Origin of the sequence: Streptomyces roseus (genome assembly GCF_001044425.1) — a bacterium.
GTDB lineage: Bacteria > Actinomycetota > Actinomycetes > Streptomycetales > Streptomycetaceae > Streptomyces > Streptomyces roseus.
Genome location: NZ_LFML01000033.1, coordinates 105,107 through 122,521 on the forward strand (window position 1 = coordinate 105,107; position 17,415 = coordinate 122,521).

Here is a 17,415-nt window from a genome sequence, read left to right on the forward strand (position 1 = left end):
CGGATGCTCCGGGGAGTGGATGCCGCGTCAGGCTGCGAGGGCGAGCGCCGTACGGGGCGGCCCGCGCCTGGTCACCGCGTGCTGGAGTGCGTCCCGGCCGGTGTGCGCGGCGGGTTCGGCGGCGGTTCGGGCCGCCTGCGGTGCACCGCCGGGCGCGCCCGCGAGTCCGGCGCCGAAGGCCCGTACGAAGGCCAGCGCGGCGCGCAGCGGACGTACCGGATCGGCTTCGGTGTAAGTGCGGGACAGCTCCACGAGCCGGAGCAGGGCGGCGTCGCCGCGCCCCAGCAGCCAACCCGCGGCGAGCGCGGCCAGCAGGTGGCCGACGAGCATTCCGGGGCTGAACAGGCCGGTGGCGGGGGCCGCGGAGGCCTGCGCGAGGTGCGCGTGCCCGGCATGGACGGATGCCGCGCCTTGCGAAGCGGCCAGGGCCGCCGGATCCAGACCGGCGGTCTCCAGGATGTGTCGGGCGTCGGCCGGGCTCAGTGGGACGGAGTTGCCCCCGCAGACCAGCCGGGCGGCGAGCGCCGCGAGCGAGGTGTCCGCGCCGGTGGGCGCCTGGGCCGCGGCGGCGCCGTGCTGGCCGAGGCCGAACACCGCGTGCAGCCCGAGCTGTCCGAAGGCGAGACCTGCGGCGATGCCGGGAAGTGAGCGCCGACGGCCCGCGAGCGGGGCGGCGACCGCGAACACGGCGAGGAAGGCGATGGCCAGGGCCCACCACGGCACCGTGGCGCAGGACGCCAGCGCGTGCCCGGCCGCGGACAGCACGACGCAGACCGCGGTGAACACCGCGGCCCGGAACAGCCGGAGTCCGGCTCCGGCGGGCGTCGCGTGGGGGGCAGTCATGGCCGGGCCATCATCGCACTGCCCTCACACCGTCCATACGGCAGGTCCGGAAGGTCGTGAGTGCCCCTGTACGGCGGGCTTCACCTCGGGTGTCCGCTCCGGCCGCGGGTCCGCAGGCCGCCGCATACACCGCTGCTTCGGAGTGCCGCATCGGCCGAATGAGGGCTGTGACGTCCGCGGGGGGCTTACGCCCCGCCACTGAAGGCAATACGTAACCGTATGAGCATCTGGTGGTCTCTCCACTTGAGGCGCGAAGCCGCGAGCGTGCCGCTCGCCAGGCGGTTGCTGCTGGGGACGATGGAGACCGCGGGGGTGGACCCGGACATCTCCTTCGATCTGTCGGTGGCACTGAGCGAGGCCTGCGCGAACGCGGTGGAACACGGCGGTCCGGCGGCAGAGGCCGGTGCCGGCGCGGAGCCCGTACCGCAGGCGTGCGCGGAGTACCGCGTGACGGCGTACCTGGACGGGGACCGCTGCCGCATCGAGGTGACCGATTCGGGCCCGGGATTCCCGGCGGCGACGGTCGCGGGGCGCAGACCCCCGCCGGCCGGCCCCTCCGAACCCTCGGAGAGCGAGCACGGCCGGGGACTGTGGCTTATCGCGGAGCTCGCCGACCACGTCAGACTCCGCAACCGGCCGGGCCGGGGCGCGGTGGTCAGCTTCGACAAGATCCTGAAATGGCGTGAGGGAGCGCTGCTGAAGGTGTCGTAGCGGCGGAAGGACTCCGGATACGCCGATGGACGGGACTCGCGTACGAGATCCCGCCCATCGGCACCGGACTCAGGGCCCGTAGGAGGCCCTCCGGCGTCAGCCCTTGAGGCGCGCCATCCAGGCTTCGACGTCGGCCGAGGCGCGGGGCAGTCCGGCCGACAGGTTGCGGTTGCCGTCCTCGGTGACCAGGATGTCGTCCTCGATCCGGACGCCGATGCCCCGGTACTCCTCGGGCACGGTCAGGTCGTCGGCCTGGAAGTACAGGCCGGGCTCGACGGTGAGGCACATGCCCGGCTCCAGCGTGCCGTCGACGTACGCCTCGGTGCGCGCGGCGGCGCAGTCGTGGACGTCCATGCCGAGCATGTGGCCGGTGCCGTGCAGGGTCCAGCGGCGCTGGAGGCCGAGCTCCAGGACCCGCTCGACCGGACCCTCCAGCAGACCCCACTCGACGAGCTTCTCCGCGAGCACGTGCTGCGAGGCGTCGTGGAAGTCGCGGAACTTGGCACCCGGCTTGACGGCGGCGATGCCGGCTTCCTGGGACTCGTACACCGCGTCGTAGATCTTGCGCTGGATGTCGGTGTACGCACCGTTGATCGGCAGCGTGCGCGTGACGTCGGCGGTGTAGAGGGAGTGGGTCTCCACACCGGCGTCGAGCAGCAGCAGGTCACCGGAGCGGACGTCGCCGTCGTTGCGGACCCAGTGCAGGGTGCAGGCGTGCGGACCGGCGGCGCAGATAGAGCCGTAGCCGACGTCGTTGCCCTCGACGCGGGCGCGCAGGAAGAACGTGCCCTCGATGTAGCGCTCGGACGTGGCCTCGGCCTTGTCCAGGACCTTCACGACGTCCTCGAAGCCGCGGACGGTGGAGTCGACGGCCTTCTGCAGCTCGCCGATCTCGAACGCGTCCTTCACGGCGCGGGCCTCGGAGAGGTAGACGCGCAGCTCCTCGTCGCGCTCCTTGGTGACCTTGTCGGTCAGGGCCGTCTCGATGACGGAGTCGTGGCCGCGGACGACCCGGACCGGGCCCTCGGCCTCGGCCAGCTCTTCGGCCAGCTTGCGCACGTCCTTGGCCGGGATGCCCAGCAGCTGCTCGGCCTCGGTGAGGGAGTGGCGGCGCCCGACCCACAGCTCGCCCTGGCCGGACAGCCAGAACTCGCCGTTCTCGCGATCGGAGCGGGGCAGCAGGTAGACGGTCGCGGTGTGGCCGCTCTCGCCCGAGGGCTCCAGCACCAGCACGCCGTTCTCGGTCTGGTCGCCGGTCAGGTACGCGTACTCGGTCGAGGCGCGGAAGGGGTACTCCGTGTCGTTCGAGCGGGTCTTGAGGCGGCCCGCGGGCACGACCAGGCGGTCGCCGGGGAAGCGCGCGGACAGCGCGGCGCGGCGGGCGGCGGTGTGCTCGGCCTGGGCGATCGGCTCCAGGCCGTGCAGCTCGGTGTCGGCCCAGCCGGTGCGCATGCTCTCCGCGAGTTCGTCGCTGACGCCCGGGTACAGCCCGTTCTTGCGCTGCTTGTGCTTCTTCTGGGGCTGCTCTTCTTCCGGGGTCTCCGGGGTGAGCTCGTCAGCCACGTCTTCTCCTCAGCTACGACACCTACGACAGCTACTACAGGACCGGGTAGGACCGTATCCATCGTATGTGCGAGGGGAAGACGCCCGGCGGCGGGTGTGACGAATCAGTCAAAACGGGCAGCGAGCAGGACGATGTCCTCCACTTCGTCCTCCGCGGCGCACGGGGCGGCGGTGGCGAAAGCGGCGGGGGTGGCGGAAGCGGCGGAGGCCGTCGTGGCGGGGGCCGCTCCAAGGGTCGCGACCGCCGGATCGTCCGCCGGCAGCACGGCCCGCAAGATGTGGTCGCAGATGGCAGCCGGATCGTCCCGGATGCCCCGGGGCACCCCCGCGGCCGCTGCGTGCAGCCGCGCGAAGGCCCGGTCCATGGGGTCGCCGGTCCGCCGCAGGAGCCCGTCGGTGTACAGCAGCACCGTTTCTCCTGGCGCGGGTTCGATCTCCACGCTCGGAGCCTCCCAGCACGACAGCATCCCGAGCGGCGCGGAGAGCGTGGTCTCCACGTACTCCGTGCGGTGCTCGCCGATGAGCAGCGGCGGGGCGTGCCCCGCCCCGGCCAGGAGGATCTTCCGCCCCTGGCCGCCCGCGCGCGCGGACCCGGGGGGCTCGCAGTACGCGAAGAGCGCCGTCGCGCAGCGCGCGGGCTCGGTCAGGCGCAGCAGCAGTTCCAGGTCGGACAGGACCGCGACGGGGTCCTCCCCCTCCATGACGGCGTACGCGCGCAGTGAGGCCCGCAGCCGTCCCATCGCGGCGACGGCGCTGGGCCCGGCCCCCGTGACGGAGCCGACGGCGAGTCCGAGCGCGCCCTCGGGCAGCGGCAGCGCGTCGTACCAGTCGCCCCCGCCGCGCGGTCCGGTGTGGTGGCGGGCGGCGAGCCGGACACCGGGGATCCGGGGGAGCCGGCTGGGCAGCAGCTCCTCGGCGACCGTGGCCAGGCGGCTGCGGGAGCGTTCCACCTCCAGCATCCGGGCCAGGTGCTCGGCGGCGTGGCGGACGTAGAGCCCGGCGAGGTCGCGCTGGCGTTCGCTCGGCTCGGCCTGTTCGTCGTAGAGCCAGACGGCGGCTCCCAGCCGGCCGGTGGCCTCGGCGGTCAGCGGCAGCGCGTAGCTCGCGGCGTAGCCGAGCCGGGCGGCGACCTCGCGGTGGCGGGGGTCGACGGGGGTGCCGTACCCGCCCGAGCCGGGGGCGGCGTCGGGTTCCGGGAGTACGTCGGAGCCGCCCCGGGCATCGGGGAGTCCATCGAGGATCCGCCCGTACGAGGTCGCGGTGCGCGGGACGGTCTCGATGTGCCCGAGGTCCGCGCGGCCGAGTCCGAGGCCGATCGTGGTCGTCGGACCGAGCCCGTCGGAGGGCTCCAGGACGACCAGGCCGCGGCGGGCGCCGACGAGGACGGCGCCGGCGCGCAGGAACTCGTGGAGGGAGGAGTCGAGGTCGCGGGCGCGGGCGAGGCATTCGGTGAGCTCGTGGAGGGTGGTGAGGTCGGAGACCATCCCCGCCAGCCGGTCCTGGATCACGGTGCTCGGTCCGGGGACCGCTGCCGCTGCGGGGGCGGGGGTGGTTCGGGCGGGCGTGGGCGCCGCAGTGTGCGGGACCGCGGTAACTGCTGAATCGATTCCAGCCACTTTCGGCAGATGCGGGGCGCTCATGGCGTCCGCCTTTCCACCTGGTGCGATTCGCCATATAGCATCGCAAACCCCCAGATCGTGCTGCGCCGCCATCAATGAACCACATCTACACGCACGCGAGGACTGATGTCCAGCATTGGCCAGGTGGGAATCCTGGTGTCCGTGAGACGGCAACTCACTGTCCAGCCAAGGCTAGAACTTGGCTGGAAAAAGCCGGAAGCGGACGTTTTTTGCGATCGACTGGTCGGGCGGCGGAGCGGCTCCGGGTACCTAATCGGTGGTGCTCGGGGAGAGTTGGCGCAGCCCGGCGGTCGCCGGGAACCGCCCGGCGCGGCCCGTCGTCCTTAGCGGCGGCAGCCGGTCTCGGTACGGCCTCGGCACTGGCGCGGGTCGCGTTCCGCCCCCGCCGGACGTTTCACGGACCCGTAAGAAAACTGCACGAACCGTGTGAACCTGCTTCAAGGCGGACAGTGACGCGAAACGTGTGCGTGTGGTGAAACACCGGTTACATGGTGTGATGTGGCCCTCGGCGTTCAACGGAAAGGAACGAGCGCTCATGCGCGAGATCCTCGGAAGGCGTCTCCAGCGGCTCCGCGATCGCTTGAAAACCCTGCGCCCCGCCCCCCGGCAGAGCGGTGACCCGGCGCTCCCCCTCCTTGACGCGGCGCTCGTCTGCGCCACCACCCGGCAGTGGCCGGTGCTTCCCGGCGTCGGCCGCTCCGGCGCCGACAGCAGCCGGTGCGCCTGCCCGGACCCCGACTGCGCCGTGCCCGGTGCCCACCCCTTCGACCCCGGGCTGCTGGCGGCCACGACCGACCCCCGGATGGTGGCCTGGTGGTGGACCAACCGGCCCACCGCTCCCGTGCTGCTCGCCACGGGCGGCCCCGCCCCGTGCGCCGTGAGCCTGCCGGCCAACGCGGCCGCGCGGGCCGTCGTACGGCTGGACGCGCAGGGCATGCGGCTCGGCCCGATCGTGGCCTCGCCCACCCGCTGGGCGCTGCTGGTGGCGCCCTACTCGCTGGAGCGGCTCGGGGAACTCCTGTACGCCAAGGACCACGTGCCCTCCGCCCTGCGCTTCCACGGCGAGGGCGGCTACCTGTTGCTCCCGCCCTCCCCCGCGTCGGGCGGCGGGCAGGTGCGGTGGGAGCGTGCACCGGCGGACGACGGCGACCCGTGGCTGCCGGAGGTCGAGGCGCTCGTACACGCGCTGGTCGAGGCGAGCACCGGGGCCTCGGGCGGCGGAAGCCGGCTCGCGTACTGAACCGGCTTCCGGGAGCCCGCCGATCACTCGTACGGGTGCCAGCGCGACGAGTTTCCAAGGGAATTGGGCGCGGGGATCTCCGCGCCCCATTCCGGCCTCGCTATCTTCGGCGAATGAATCTCCGCTTGATCGGTATCAGCGCCGGTGTGCTGATCATCTTGTCGCTCCCGCTGGCCGGGGCGATCGCCGGACCGGATTCGACCGGTCAGGACGACGGAAAAGGCGGCGGGTTGCTCTCCTCGCTCGGACTGGCCGATCCGGCGGCCGGATCCCGTACGCAGGCGTCCGCCGCCCGGCCGGGGCAGCCGGCCGGGCCGCCGCGCACGGGTCAGCCGGGGCGGCCGCCGGCCCGAGAGCCGCAGCCGGGTCCGTCCGAGCAGCCCCGAACGGATTCGAGGTGCGGGCCCGAACTCTCCTCCCCGCAGGGCCTGGAGGCGCAGACCTGCGTCCTCGCGGGCGAGGGCCGTACGTGGGGACGCAGCTACTACCGCAACACGAGCGGGCGCGCGCTGGACGCAGTCCTGACGGTCATGGGACCGGCGGGGCGCACGGTACAGATCCGCTGTGCGGTCGGGGCCGGCGACGAGCCGGGGCTGTGCGAGACGCCGCGCGAGGACTCGGCGGGGGCGCCGGACGCCTACTCGGCAGTTGCGGAGTTTGCAGTTCCGGATGATGAAGGGCAGGTGCTGCTGCGGTCCGGGAGCAACTCACCGACACCGGCCGACGGTTGAACGACGGCGGAAAAGGAAGCGCCCGGTCGCTGGCGACGGGGGATGCACCAGCGACCGGGCTACAAGAACGGTAACAAGAGATCGCCTGTTCGCAAATTCGATCTCTGATATTCAGACACCGATTTGCAGGCGATTAGCGGGAGTTGTGACCCCAGTCACCGGTCCTGCGGGTGCTCGGCGGTCAGCTCAGCGTGACCTGGCGGTTGGTGAGTCCGCCGCGCGCCCGGCGCTCGTCCGCGGTCAGCGGGGCATCCGAGGCCAGGGCCGTGGCCAGGCGCTCCGCGAACTCCGCCGCGGGCTTCTCCACGTCGTCGGCGCTCACTCCGGTCGGCAGGTCCCAGACGGGGACGACGAGCCCGTGCGCCCGGAAGGAACCGACGAGCCGGGTGCCTTCGCCGAGCGAGGAGGTACCGGCGGCGTGCAGCCGCGCGAGGGCGTCGAGCAGCTTCTCCTCGGGGTGCGGCATGACCCAGCGCAGGTGGTTCTTGTCCGGGGTCTCGCACCAGTAGGCAGCGTCCACGCCGGCCAGCTTGACCGTCGGGATGGCGGCGGCGTTGGCGCGCTCGAGGGAGGCGGCGATCTCCGGGGAGGCGCTCTGGGCGCTCTCCGCATCCGGAATCCAGAATTCGAACCCGGTGTGCACAACCGGCTCGAAAACGCCGTCCGTGTCCAGGAGATCCTGAAGTCGGGGGCCTTCGGCGGGAACGCGGCGTGCCGCCACCGGGGTGCCCGGCTCCGCGACGAGCGCGCGCTCCAGGGTGTCGGCCATGTCCCGGGCGAGATCCCCGGTGGTCGAGTCGTTCTGGAGGCCGAGCAGGACGGACCCGTCCTCGCGGCGCAGCGCCGGCCAGGCCATGGGCAGTACGGTCACCAGCGTGACGGACGGGACGCCCTCGGGCAGCCCGCCCTTGAGCGTGAGGGGGATGGTCGCGGCGGGCACCAGTTCGCGCAGCGCCACCCAGTCGCACTCGCCGGGCAGGCCCTCGAAGGGGCGCGCCACGTGCTCGGTGACGGCGTGCGCGGCGGCTGCGCCGTGGCAGGCCTTGTAACGGCGCCCGGATCCGCAGGGGCAGGGCTCGCGTGCGCCCACCACCGGGATCTCCCCGTTCTTGAGCTGCGGCTTTGCAGTCTTCGCTGCGGGGCGCTTCTTGGCCATCGTGGGTGTCTCCCGGTTGCGGCGGTACGGCGTGGTGTCTGGGCGCGAGCCTAGCCGTTCGTACCGCCGCTGCCGGGAGGGTGCGGCCGGGAGCACGGTCGGCGTGCGCTCCCGGCGGCCGCTCGTTCGGATGGCCGGTGGTGCGGGTCCTGCTCATGGGCGTCGTGACAGCGGATCGGGGCCGGGATCCGGGTCAGGGATCCGAGCGTGATCCGGTCACGGACGCAGATCGTCGAAGGCCGTGTCGAAGTCGATCGCCGGGGGCGCAACGCGCGTAGCGAAATCCTCGTGCCGGGCCCCGCACGCGACGGTCACCCATACGGTGACCTCGCCTGCCGCTCCGTCCCGGACACCCCAGTCCTGGGCGAGGGCGCTGATGATGTTCAGCCCCCTGCCGCCGCGCGCGGTGACCGAGGGCGTGGCGGGAACCGGGCGGGTGGGGCCGCCCCCGTCCGTGACCTCGACCGTCAGCCGCCCCGCCTTGTCGATGCGCCACGCGGCGCGTATCTCCCCGTCCCCGACCTCCCCGGCGCCCAGCGGTCTGCCGTGCCGGCAGGCGTTGCTGAGCAGTTCGGAAAGGATCAGTACGGCATCGTCCACGACCGATTCGGACAGCCCGCTCATGCGCAGTTGCTCACGCATGCGGCGCCTCGCCTCACCCACGCCCGCGGGACCATGGCATACGTCCACGCACGAAGAAGTGGGCACTTCCTGTGCCACCACCAACGCCACCCCCGGAACCTCCTTAGCCCCACGCATGGTCTGGATGCCCCAATGGCCTGGACCGGAAACCGGTCAAGCGGAGCCCCCTGACGCATTCAGGGCGGGCGGTTGCGGAGCGGATGCGCCGGTGCACACCCTGTCACGCGCGTGACGCGCGGTACGGGTGGGCAAAACGGGATGTCAGCGCCCTAGCTGTGACAGAACTTGTCGCGGCCTGTTCGTGATGATTGCTTCCACACCCAGATCAGCGCAGAGCTGAACGTCTTCGGCTTCGTTCACGGTCCATACGTGAACGGAGTGGCCCGCGTTCTGGAGCTTGCGGATGAACCCGGGGTGGTTGCGCACGATCCGCATGCCCGGACCCGCGATCCGTACTCCGGCCGGCAGCCGCCCGTCGCGCATCCGGGGCGAGATGAACTGCATCAGGTACACGGTCGGGATCGTGGGCGCGGACGCCCGCACCCGGTGCAGGGAGCGCGCGGAAAAGCTCATGACGCGGACCGGGTGCGGGCCCTCGGCGGGCGGTGCGTCCAGTCCGAAGCGCTTGAGGAGGAAGAGGAGGCGCTCCTCCACCTGTCCGGCCCAGCGGGTCGGGTGCTTCGTCTCGATGGCGAGCTGTACCGGCCGGCCGGCGTCCGAGACCAGCTCCAGCAGGCGCTCCAGCGTGAGCACGGAGGTGCGCTCGGGGTCGGCGTCCCAGTCGGGGGACTCCTCGCGGTCCTTCCACGAACCGAAGTCGAGGGCGGCGAGATCGGCCAGCTCAAGGGCGGAGACGGCGCCGCGGCCGTTGGAGGTGCGGTTGACCCGGCGGTCGTGGACGAGGACCAGATGGCCGTCGGCGGTGAGCCGGACATCGCATTCGAGGGCGTCGGCGCCGTACTCGATGGCCCTGCGGTAGGCGGCCAGGGTGTGCTCGGGGGCATCCTCCGAGGCGCCGCGGTGGGCGACGACCTGGATGGGCGGCTGTGCGTGGGTCACCGGGTCATGGTGCCACCGGTACGGCCCCGCATGTCGGGCTCCACCGCGCGGATGCGCCCGGAATGCCGGATATAAAGAATGGGGAAGACGCACAGGTCCGGCTTACAGTGCTCTGACGGGTCATGGGGAAGGCTTTTCCCAGGAACTTGTGCGGCACGTCGAACGTTCGGCTGAGCCGAATCGCCAGTTTTTCTGAAGCCGTGTGTGACGAGGAGAAGAGCGCTGTGAGCACCGAGAACGAGGGCACCGCGGCCCCGACGCCCCCCGCGGCCCCGTCCACACCCCCGGTGGCCGCTCCTGCCCCCGAGACGCCTGCGCCCGGTACGGAGCCCACCCAGCAGATCCCGCCGACCCCGGCCGGCCCGGCACCGGCTCAGGCCCCGGGCTACGCCCAGGCACCCGCGCCGCAGGCCCCGGCCCCGGCGGCGTACGGCGCCGAGGGCTGGCCGCCCCCGCCGCCCGCGGTCCCCGCGTACGGCTCGGGCGGCGGCCACGACGGCGGCCCGTGGGGCGTGCCCCCGACCGCCGACGGCATGCCGCCGGCCAAGTCGAAGGGCAGGGGCGGCCTGGTCGCCGCCGTGCTCGTGGCGGCTCTTCTCGCCGGCGGTGTCGGCGGAGGCATCGGCTTCTGGGCCGCCGAGCGCAGCGAGAAGGGCGTCGGCTCGACCACTGTCGCCGCGAGCAACACGCCCAAGGACGTCAAGCGGGAGGCCGGCTCGATCGCCGGCCTGGCCGCGGGCGCGCTGCCCAGCGTCGTCACCATCGAGGCCTCGGCCGGCGACGGCGAGGGCGGCACCGGCACCGGCTTCGTCTACGACCAGCAGGGCCACATCCTCACCAACAACCACGTGGTGGCTTCCGCCGCGAACGGCGGCAAGCTCTCCGCGACCTTCTCCGACGGCAAGAAGTACGAGGCGGAGGTCATCGGCCGGGCCCAGGGCTACGACGTGGCCGTGCTCAAGTTGAAGAACCCGCCGTCCGGCCTCAAGCCGCTGCCGCTCGGCGACTCCGACAAGGTCGCGGTCGGCGACTCGACCATCGCGATCGGCGCCCCCTTCGGCCTGTCCAACACGGTCACCACCGGCATCGTCAGCGCCAAGAACCGCCCGGTGGCCTCCGGGGACGGTTCCGGCGCCAAGAACTCCTACATGAGCGCCCTCCAGACGGACGCCTCGATCAACCCCGGCAACTCGGGCGGCCCGCTGCTCGACGGGCGCGGAGCGGTCATCGGCATCAACTCCGCCATCCAGTCGGCCGGCAACGGCGGCTTCGGCGGCGGTCAGGCCGGCTCCATCGGCCTCGGCTTCGCGATCCCGATCAACCAGGCGAAGAACGTCGCCGAGTCCCTGATCAAGACCGGCAAGCCGGTCTACCCGATCATCTCGGTCTCCGTGGACCTCCAGTCCAAGGCCGACGGCGCCAAGATCTCCGAGCAGGGGGCCGCCGCCAACGAGCTGGTCGACCCGAACGGTCCGGCCGGCAAGGCGGGCCTCAAGCCCGGCGACGTCATCACCCAGTTCGGCGACAAGCCGATCGACAGCGGCCCGACCCTCATCAGCGAGATCTGGACGCACAAGCCGGGCGACGTGGTGAAGCTGACGTACCTGCGTGACGGCAAGCCGAACACCGTCGACATCACCCTCGGCTCGCGGGTCGGCGACAAGTAGCGACGGCCGAGGACCGGCCCGGGCCTGACGGCCGGCCCGGAACCTGACGGACCTGATCACCGGCCGGCTCGATGGAGGGGCCGTGGGCGCGAATCCGCCTACGGCCCCTCCCAACGTCCGCTTATGCTTCCCTTGTGTTCGATTCGCGGCACATACGCACCTTCCACGAAGTGGTCGCCTCCGGGTCGTACTCGGCGGCCGCCCGTGCCCTGGGGTACACCCAGCCCGCGATCACCCAGCAGATGAAGGCGCTCGAACGCGCCGTCGGCACCCCGCTCTTCACCCGGGTCGGGCGCAAGATGCAGCTCACCGAGGCCGGCGAGTCCATGGCCCGGCACGCCGAGTCCATCCTCGGCAGCCTTTCCGCCGCCGAGGCGCAGCTCAAGGCGTACGCGCGCCTGCGCACCGGGCGGGTCCGGCTCTGCGGTTTCCCGAGCGCCAACGTCACCCTGGTCCCCGAGGCCCTGAGCGACCTGGCCAAGGAACATCCGGGCATCCAGGTCGAGCTGTTGGAGGGGGAGCCCCCGGAGTCGCTGCGCCGGCTGGAGCGCGGGGAGTGCGACATCACCCTGGCCTTCACCTATCCGGGACTGCACGAGGAGATACCCGAGGAGGTCGCCGAGGTCAGGCTCCTGGAGGACCAGCTGACGGTGCTGCTCCCCACCGGGCATCCGCTGGCCCGCCGACGGGCCGTGCACCTGGCCGACCTCGCGGAGGAGCGGTGGATCGCCGGCTGTCCCCGCTGCCGGGCGAACCTGCTGCACGAGTGCGCCGAGCTGGGCTTCGTGCCCGACATCCGGTTCGCCACCGATGACAACCTGGTCGTGCAGAGCATGGTCGGACAAGGGCTCGGGGTGGCGATGATGCCCGCGCTCGTGCTTCCTTCCCTCTCCCTGAACAAGGTCTGCGGGCGCCTCCTCCAGCCCGCGGCACGCCGCCACATCGCCGCCTACGTCTACCGCGACCACCTGCGCATCCCGGCGACCGCCGTGGTCCTGGACGCGCTCAAACAGGTGGCCGCGAACCGCGTGGGCTGCTGACCACCCGGCTGCACCGCCCCCGAACCCATAAGCGGGACTTGGGATTTCAGGTCGGAACTGTCGTTGGACGTGATGGATCGGCTGTCCGACGCTGCTTTCATGACCACCACTACACCGGCCCGTACGACCGCGAGGATGGCCGCCCTCGTCAGTGAGATCCGTGCGGTCGTGGACCGGGGGCTGGCCCCGGACCTGACCGCCTACCTCGTCGGCGAGCGCGTGGCACCCCATCTGGGCATGCCCGACCTGCTCACGCCCGGGCAGCGCGTGGGGGACCCCGACCGGTACCGGCAGCACGTCCTGCATGCCGAGCCGGACGGCAGCTTCTCGGTGGTGGCGCTGGTGTGGCTGCCCGGGCAGGAGACCGCCATCCACGACCACGTCTCCTGGTGCGTGGCCGGGGTGCACGAGGGCGAGGAGAGCGAGATCCGCTACCGCCTGGCCCCCGCGGCGGGAGACGCCTGCGCCCGGCTGGTGGCGACCGAGCACGTGGTCAACGGCCCCGGCGAGGTCTGCGGCTTCGCGCCGCCCGGCGATATCCACAAGGTCTACAACTCCTGTCGTACCACGGCGATATCCCTGCACGTCTACGGAGCCGACGTCATCCGCCTGGGCAGCAGTGTCCGCCGCGTCTACGCGCTCCCCACCGACTGATGGCCCTGCTCAACCGCCCGGTGCGCGGAGCGGAGACCGAAAGCCCCGGACGTGTTTCACGTGAAACATCCTCGTCCTGGCCGGGGTTGGGAATGGCGGTCGCCGGAGTGCTGGTGGCCTGGTGCGTGCACCGGCTGGTGCCCGCCGTCCCCACGCTGACCGCGTCCGTCGTGCTCGGCATCGCGGCGGCCCATCTCCCGGGCGTACGGGACCTCGTACGAGGGGTGGCCCGCCCGGGGCTCTCCCTGGCCGGGCGGCGACTGATGCGGATCGGCATCGTCCTGCTCGGCCTCGGCCTCGGCCTGGATCAAGTGCTGCGGCTCGGCTGGGCCACGGTGGCGATGGTGGCCGCTGTGGTAGCCGCCACCTTCTTCGGCACGCTCTGGCTGGGCCGGCGGCTCGGGCTGCCGGGAGACCAGCCCCTGCTGATCGCCACGGGGTACTCGATCTGCGGAGCCTCGGCCATCGGAGCCGTGAGCCAGGTGTCGGGCAGCGACGAGGAGGACGTGGCCGCGTCGGTGGCGCTGGTGACCCTCTGCGGAACCCTGGCGATCGCCGTCCTTCCGCTCCTCCAGGACCCGTTGGGTCTCTCGGACCCGGCCTTCGGCCGCTGGGTCGGCGCGAGCGTTCACGATGTCGGCCAGGTGGTGGCCACCGCCCAGACCGCCGGTCCGGGCGCGCTCGGCGAGGCCGTTCTGGTCAAGCTGATGCGGGTGGCCCTGCTGGCTCCGCTGGTGGCGGCAGTGGCCTTCTCCGTACGGGCGCGGCGCCAAGGCGCGCGGACGCCCTCGGGACGCCGCCCGGCACCTGTCCCGCTGTTCGTGGCCGGGTTCCTGGCCGCCGCCGCGCTGCGCGCCACCGGAGTGCTGCCCGAGGCGGCGCTGGACTGGGCGCACACCGCGCAGGAGCTGCTGCTGGCGGCGGCCCTGTTCGGGCTGGGCAGTGCGGTGGACCTCCCCAAGCTGGCCCGGACCGGCGGGCGGGCCGCGGTACTGGGGCTCGGCGCCTGGCTCGTGGTGGCGGGGGTCTCGTACGCGGGCGTGCTGCTGACGATGTGACCTGAGTGCACTGCAGGAAGCGGGAGTTGGCCAATTCCTGGCCGGAACCGACCGAACGTTCCGACCGTCTCCTGACTTCTCGCGCCACGCGTGCGAACCTGCCGCCGATCCGCACCGACCGCTCTTCACCCCCACCCTGCCCGCTCCGACGGGACCGGGCACGGCAGAAGGAGTCCTGCGTGAATCGTCATCGCACGGCAGCATCGGTCCTCATGGCGGCGGGCGCCCTGATCGCGGGGGCGCTGACGGCGGCCGCTCCCTCGGCGGCCGCCGATTCCCCGGCCTCGTTCCAACAGCAGCACACCCAGGGTTTCTGGACCGCCGAGCGGATGCGCGGCGCCGCCCCGCTGGACGTGACGGCAGCGCCGGGAACCGGACGGGCGCCGGCCGCGGCCACCGCCGCGCCCACGGCGATCGCCCCGACGGCGGCCTCCGCCGCAGCGGCCTCTCCGGCGTCGTTCCCTCAGGCGGGCGGCGCGTGGACGGGCGGCGGAGCGGTGGTGAAGACCTCGGGCCGGGTCTTCTTCACCTTCGGTGACCGCACCGCGTCCTGCTCCGGGGACTCGATCACCAGCGCCAACGGCAGCACGGTCATCACCGCCGGCCACTGCGTGAAGTACCAGGGCACCTGGCACACCAACTGGATCTTCGTTCCCGGGTACGAGAACGGGAACGCGCCCTACGGCCAGTGGTCGGCCACCAAGACCTTCGCCACCGACCAGTGGGCCGCCAGCGAGGACATGAACATGGACGTCGGCCTCGCCGTCGTCGCCCCGCTGAACGGCCAGAAGCTCAGCCAGGCCGTCGGCGCCCAGGGGATCCTGTTCAACGGCGGCTACAACAAGAAGATGTACTCGTTCGGGTTCCCGGCGGCCGCGCCGTACGACGGCACCAAGCTGGTCTACTGCAGCGGGAACACCGGCAAGGACTTCCTGCTGACCAAGGACCACGGCCTGGGCTGCAACATGACGGGCGGCTCGAGTGGCGGCCCCTGGTTCCAGGACTTCAACGAGGCCACGGGCTTGGGCACCCAGGTGTCGGTGAACAGCTTCGGCTACACCTTCCTGCCCAACCGGATGTTCGGCCCGTACTTCGGCAACGAGGCGAAGGCCGCCTACGACAAGGCCCAGAATTCCTGACCCGACCGCCCCCCGCCTGCCGGTACTCTGTACCGGCCAGGTGGGTTGCCCGAGCGGCCTAAGGGAACGGTCTTGAAAACCGTCGTGGCAGCGATGTCACCGTGGGTTCAAATCCCACACCCACCGCCAGTCAGAGAAGTAGCAGGTCAGAGGGCGGGTTCCCCGATATGGGGGACCCGCCCTCTCTGTTCGGTGCCGGTGTGCGGGTCGTGGCGGTGTGCGGGTCCTACGGGCTACCTCAGTACCGCCCGCCAGTCGTTGCTCGTGTGCCACTGCCCTGGCGGGTACTCGAACTCGCTCTCGCCGCGCAGTACGAAGCCTGCCTTGCGGCAGACGGCGTTGGACGCCCCGTGGTCCACGGACGGGAAGGCGTGGAGGTGTCGGCGCGTACCGTGCGAGGCCGCGTGGGCGATGAGTGCGTGGGCCGCCTGCGCGGCGAGGCCGCGGCCCTGGAACTCGGGGAGGATGCCCCAGCCGGTCTCGTACACCTCCTCGTCCTTCCACACGCGCTCCCAGAAGGCGATCGTCCCCACGCTCTCGCCCCCGGCGACGATCCGGAACACCCGTCCGGCCTCCGGCTCGCGGGCGCTCAGCGCCAGATACCGCCGATGGCGTTCTTCGAGCTTGGCCTCGGTCTCCGGGCCGCCGAGGTGTTCGGTCATGACGGGCTCGTTCTTGCGCACCAGAAGCCAGAAGTCGTCTTCTGCCCAGGGCACGATCCGAAGAGGGGAAGCGTCCATGCCGTCACGGTAGGCGCTGGGCCTTCCGAGTGGTGTTTGTCGGAAGATCGGCGCGCGTCGTGGGGGCGCTGCGGTTGCGGTCACATCATGACGAATGTATGCAGATCCGCCCGTCGGAACATCGCGAAACGAAGGACTTCGTCATGGCTCACCGCATCACCGTCACCTCGCTCTGGACCGCAGTCGTCGCCGTCGTCGTCGCGCTCCTCGCCGCCCTCGGGTTCGGCGCCCAGTCCAAGTCCGCGCCGGCCACCGCCGCCGCCGGCGCCCCCGTTCCTTCCCGCCGCACGACGGCTGCCGTACGCCGGCCGGCCCGGCCGATGGGGCGGCGGAGCTGGCGGGCGATGATGCGGGGCGGTTCGCTCCCGCCGACCATCAAGCAGCGGATCCGTGCCGAGGCGCACGGCAAGGCCCCGTCCGTCCGCCGCTCGACCACCGCTGCCGCGTCCGCCGCCGTCTCCATGGCCGGGACCGGCTCCGGAGCCGGCCGTGACGAGGTCGACCTGGCCGCGTAGCGCCCGTACGGCATCGTGCGCCGCGCGCGTCGGTACGCGCGGGAGGCAGTTCAGAGCGGTAACGGCATCAGCAGCAGGCGCTGGAGCCCGGTCGGCAGGTCGCGGCCGTGGATCGCGCCGGTGAGGTGCCCCGGAGCGGGGCACGGTGGGATGGCCCCGGCGGGTGCCGGGGGCGGGCAGGGGGCGTGAAGCCCGGCATTGCAGGGCCGCAGGCCCGGGAGACGGTGGGGTTCCCGGACGGAGCGGCCCTTTTCGGCATGTCCGGCGCACATGAGTTTGAAGGAACGTTTCAGCCCAGTCCCTGCGGTGGTTTCGGCGGCCTCCGGCGCGCTGACCTGCGGCGTTGGGATGCGAATGGGGTTTATCCGATGTTGCTCATACTTGCGGGGGAATAGGGGGCTCCGGGCTGGTTCGCCGGGGATTCGGCGGGCAACTCTGGTCTCGCGACGTCGTCACCACGCAACGACCGAGGCGGTCGGCCAACTGCTTTGGAGCAAGTCCCACTTCGCTTTTCTGGAGGATCCACACATGGCAACCATCCGTACCGCCCGCGTCATCGCCGCCGTCGCCGCCCTCCCCCTCGCCGCCTGCCTTCTCGGCGGTGTGGCCTCGGCCGACAACGGCTCCTTCGCGAACGACGGATCGAATGCGAGCGTCGCCGGCATCGTCGGCAGCGGTGTCGGCGGCAACAACAGCGGCAATTCGTCCACCTCGCAGCAGGTGGCCACGGGCTCCGGCGCGTCCAACCAGAACGCCAACGCGCAGGTCAACGGCTCGGCCTTCACGGCGATCCAGCAGGGCAACCTCGCGGCCAACTTCCACCCCTGGTGGTAGGCGCTCCCCCAGTCCTCTGAGTCTTTGAGGGCGCCCGTGCCACCGGACCGGCTGAGGTCCGGTGGGGCGGGCGCCCTCGCGCGTTCGCGCCCGCGCGTACCGAGCGGGGCCCGGCCCTTTCCGGGCTCTCGCGACCTTGACATCCGCGGTAAATCTGACGGACAGTCAGGTTCCTCGATGATG

At 71.9% G+C, this 17,415-nt stretch carries 16 protein-coding genes, 1 tRNA gene and 1 pseudogene; 11 read left to right on the top strand and 7 right to left on the bottom strand.

Annotation, left to right across the window (positions count from 1 at the left end; all coding sequences use genetic code 11):
- Nucleotides 1-27: 27 nt before the first annotated feature.
- Nucleotides 28-843, bottom strand: coding sequence for a hypothetical protein (locus tag ACS04_RS09495; protein WP_048476092.1), 816 nt, complete (start codon nucleotides 841-843; stop codon nucleotides 28-30).
- A gap of 219 nt (nucleotides 844-1,062) precedes the next feature.
- On the opposite strand from ACS04_RS09495, the gene ACS04_RS09500 reads away from it, so the two are divergent.
- Nucleotides 1,063-1,554 (top strand): ATP-binding protein, encoded by a 492-nt coding sequence (locus ACS04_RS09500; protein ID WP_048476093.1) that lies wholly within the window; start codon nucleotides 1,063-1,065, stop codon nucleotides 1,552-1,554.
- A gap of 96 nt (nucleotides 1,555-1,650) precedes the next feature.
- On the opposite strand, the gene ACS04_RS09505 is transcribed toward ACS04_RS09500, so the two are convergent.
- Nucleotides 1,651-3,117 carry an aminopeptidase P family protein gene (locus ACS04_RS09505; protein ID WP_048476094.1) on the bottom strand — a complete coding sequence of 489 codons (1,467 nt, stop codon included), beginning with the start codon at nucleotides 3,115-3,117 and terminating at the stop codon, nucleotides 1,651-1,653.
- A 104-nt stretch (nucleotides 3,118-3,221) separates the two neighbouring features.
- Nucleotides 3,222-4,873 (bottom strand): annotated as a pseudogene (locus ACS04_RS09510) (PP2C family protein-serine/threonine phosphatase).
- 419 nt (nucleotides 4,874-5,292) lie between these two features.
- On the opposite strand from ACS04_RS09510, the gene ACS04_RS09515 reads away from it, so the two are divergent.
- Both ACS04_RS09515 and ACS04_RS09520 read left to right on the top strand, forming a co-directional pair.
- Nucleotides 5,293-5,997, top strand: a complete 705-nt coding sequence (locus ACS04_RS09515) for a bifunctional DNA primase/polymerase (RefSeq protein ID WP_048476095.1) — start codon at nucleotides 5,293-5,295, stop codon at nucleotides 5,995-5,997.
- Nucleotides 5,998-6,110: 113 nt separating this feature from the next.
- The gene (locus ACS04_RS09520) at nucleotides 6,111-6,728 is read left to right on the top strand and encodes a hypothetical protein (protein ID WP_048476096.1); all 618 of its coding nucleotides are present in this window, start codon (nucleotides 6,111-6,113) and stop codon (nucleotides 6,726-6,728) included.
- A 181-nt stretch (nucleotides 6,729-6,909) separates the two neighbouring features.
- Here the strand turns inward: ACS04_RS09520 and ACS04_RS09525 are convergent, their stop codons facing one another.
- The 3 genes from ACS04_RS09525 to ACS04_RS09535 form a co-directional block, all read right to left on the bottom strand.
- The gene (locus ACS04_RS09525) at nucleotides 6,910-7,884 is read right to left on the bottom strand and encodes a DUF5926 family protein (protein WP_048476097.1); all 975 of its coding nucleotides are present in this window, start codon (nucleotides 7,882-7,884) and stop codon (nucleotides 6,910-6,912) included.
- A 216-nt stretch (nucleotides 7,885-8,100) separates the two neighbouring features.
- Nucleotides 8,101-8,526, bottom strand: coding sequence for an ATP-binding protein (locus ACS04_RS09530; protein WP_048476098.1), 426 nt, complete (start codon nucleotides 8,524-8,526; stop codon nucleotides 8,101-8,103).
- 261 nt (nucleotides 8,527-8,787) lie between these two features.
- Nucleotides 8,788-9,585, bottom strand: a complete 798-nt coding sequence (locus ACS04_RS09535) for a glycerophosphodiester phosphodiesterase (RefSeq protein ID WP_048476099.1) — start codon at nucleotides 9,583-9,585, stop codon at nucleotides 8,788-8,790.
- A gap of 224 nt (nucleotides 9,586-9,809) precedes the next feature.
- On the opposite strand from ACS04_RS09535, the gene ACS04_RS09540 reads away from it, so the two are divergent.
- The 6 genes from ACS04_RS09540 (at nucleotide 9,810) to ACS04_RS09565 (ending at nucleotide 15,272) form a co-directional block, all read left to right on the top strand.
- Nucleotides 9,810-11,252, top strand: a complete 1,443-nt coding sequence (locus ACS04_RS09540) for a S1C family serine protease (protein ID WP_048476100.1) — start codon at nucleotides 9,810-9,812, stop codon at nucleotides 11,250-11,252.
- Nucleotides 11,253-11,386: 134 nt separating this feature from the next.
- The gene (locus ACS04_RS09545) at nucleotides 11,387-12,292 is read left to right on the top strand and encodes a LysR family transcriptional regulator (RefSeq protein ID WP_048476101.1); all 906 of its coding nucleotides are present in this window, start codon (nucleotides 11,387-11,389) and stop codon (nucleotides 12,290-12,292) included.
- A 99-nt stretch (nucleotides 12,293-12,391) separates the two neighbouring features.
- Nucleotides 12,392-12,946 (top strand): cysteine dioxygenase family protein, encoded by a 555-nt coding sequence (locus ACS04_RS09550; protein ID WP_048476129.1) that lies wholly within the window; start codon nucleotides 12,392-12,394, stop codon nucleotides 12,944-12,946.
- On the top strand, nucleotides 12,946-14,004 hold the full coding sequence (locus ACS04_RS09555; protein ID WP_048476102.1) for a YeiH family protein: 1,059 nt from the start codon (nucleotides 12,946-12,948) through the stop codon (nucleotides 14,002-14,004). Before ACS04_RS09550 ends, ACS04_RS09555 begins: the two co-directional genes overlap by 1 nt.
- Nucleotides 14,005-14,183: 179 nt before the next feature.
- Nucleotides 14,184-15,143: a trypsin-like serine peptidase gene (locus tag ACS04_RS09560; RefSeq protein ID WP_048476103.1), complete on the top strand. Its 960-nt coding sequence runs from the start codon at nucleotides 14,184-14,186 to the stop codon at nucleotides 15,141-15,143.
- Between the two features lie 39 nt (nucleotides 15,144-15,182).
- Nucleotides 15,183-15,272, top strand: a tRNA-Ser gene (locus tag ACS04_RS09565).
- Between the two features lie 104 nt (nucleotides 15,273-15,376).
- Here ACS04_RS09565 and ACS04_RS09570 read toward each other — a convergent pair.
- On the bottom strand, nucleotides 15,377-15,883 hold the full coding sequence (locus ACS04_RS09570) for a GNAT family N-acetyltransferase (RefSeq protein WP_048476104.1): 507 nt from the start codon (nucleotides 15,881-15,883) through the stop codon (nucleotides 15,377-15,379).
- Between the two features lie 143 nt (nucleotides 15,884-16,026).
- Here ACS04_RS09570 and ACS04_RS09575 point away from each other — a divergent pair, with 143 nt between their 5' ends.
- Together ACS04_RS09575 and ACS04_RS09580 are read left to right on the top strand one after the other, a co-directional pair.
- On the top strand, nucleotides 16,027-16,398 hold the full coding sequence (locus tag ACS04_RS09575; RefSeq protein ID WP_048476130.1) for a DUF6344 domain-containing protein: 372 nt from the start codon (nucleotides 16,027-16,029) through the stop codon (nucleotides 16,396-16,398).
- Between the two features lie 528 nt (nucleotides 16,399-16,926).
- Complete coding sequence (locus tag ACS04_RS09580; protein ID WP_048476105.1) at nucleotides 16,927-17,232, top strand: hypothetical protein; 306 nt, start codon at nucleotides 16,927-16,929, stop codon at nucleotides 17,230-17,232.
- Nucleotides 17,233-17,415: the final 183 nt, after the last annotated feature.

Excerpts from the sequence above, each read along its gene's own strand:
- ACS04_RS09495 (WP_048476092.1), bottom strand. The coding sequence starts at position 843 with ATGACTGCCCCCCACGCGACGCCCGCCGGAGCCGGACTCCGGCTGTTC.
- ACS04_RS09500 (WP_048476093.1), top strand. The coding sequence starts at position 1,063 with ATGAGCATCTGGTGGTCTCTCCACTTGAGGCGCGAAGCCGCGAGCGTG.
- ACS04_RS09515 (WP_048476095.1), top strand. The coding sequence starts at position 5,293 with ATGCGCGAGATCCTCGGAAGGCGTCTCCAGCGGCTCCGCGATCGCTTG.
- ACS04_RS09520 (WP_048476096.1), top strand. The coding sequence starts at position 6,111 with ATGAATCTCCGCTTGATCGGTATCAGCGCCGGTGTGCTGATCATCTTG.
- ACS04_RS09525 (WP_048476097.1), bottom strand. The coding sequence starts at position 7,884 with ATGGCCAAGAAGCGCCCCGCAGCGAAGACTGCAAAGCCGCAGCTCAAG.
- ACS04_RS09530 (WP_048476098.1), bottom strand. The coding sequence starts at position 8,526 with ATGCGTGAGCAACTGCGCATGAGCGGGCTGTCCGAATCGGTCGTGGAC.
- ACS04_RS09550 (WP_048476129.1), top strand. The coding sequence starts at position 12,392 with ATGACCACCACTACACCGGCCCGTACGACCGCGAGGATGGCCGCCCTC.
- ACS04_RS09555 (WP_048476102.1), top strand. The coding sequence starts at position 12,946 with ATGGCCCTGCTCAACCGCCCGGTGCGCGGAGCGGAGACCGAAAGCCCC.
- ACS04_RS09570 (WP_048476104.1), bottom strand. The coding sequence starts at position 15,883 with ATGGACGCTTCCCCTCTTCGGATCGTGCCCTGGGCAGAAGACGACTTC.
- ACS04_RS09575 (WP_048476130.1), top strand. The coding sequence starts at position 16,027 with ATGGCTCACCGCATCACCGTCACCTCGCTCTGGACCGCAGTCGTCGCC.
- ACS04_RS09580 (WP_048476105.1), top strand. The coding sequence starts at position 16,927 with ATGGCAACCATCCGTACCGCCCGCGTCATCGCCGCCGTCGCCGCCCTC.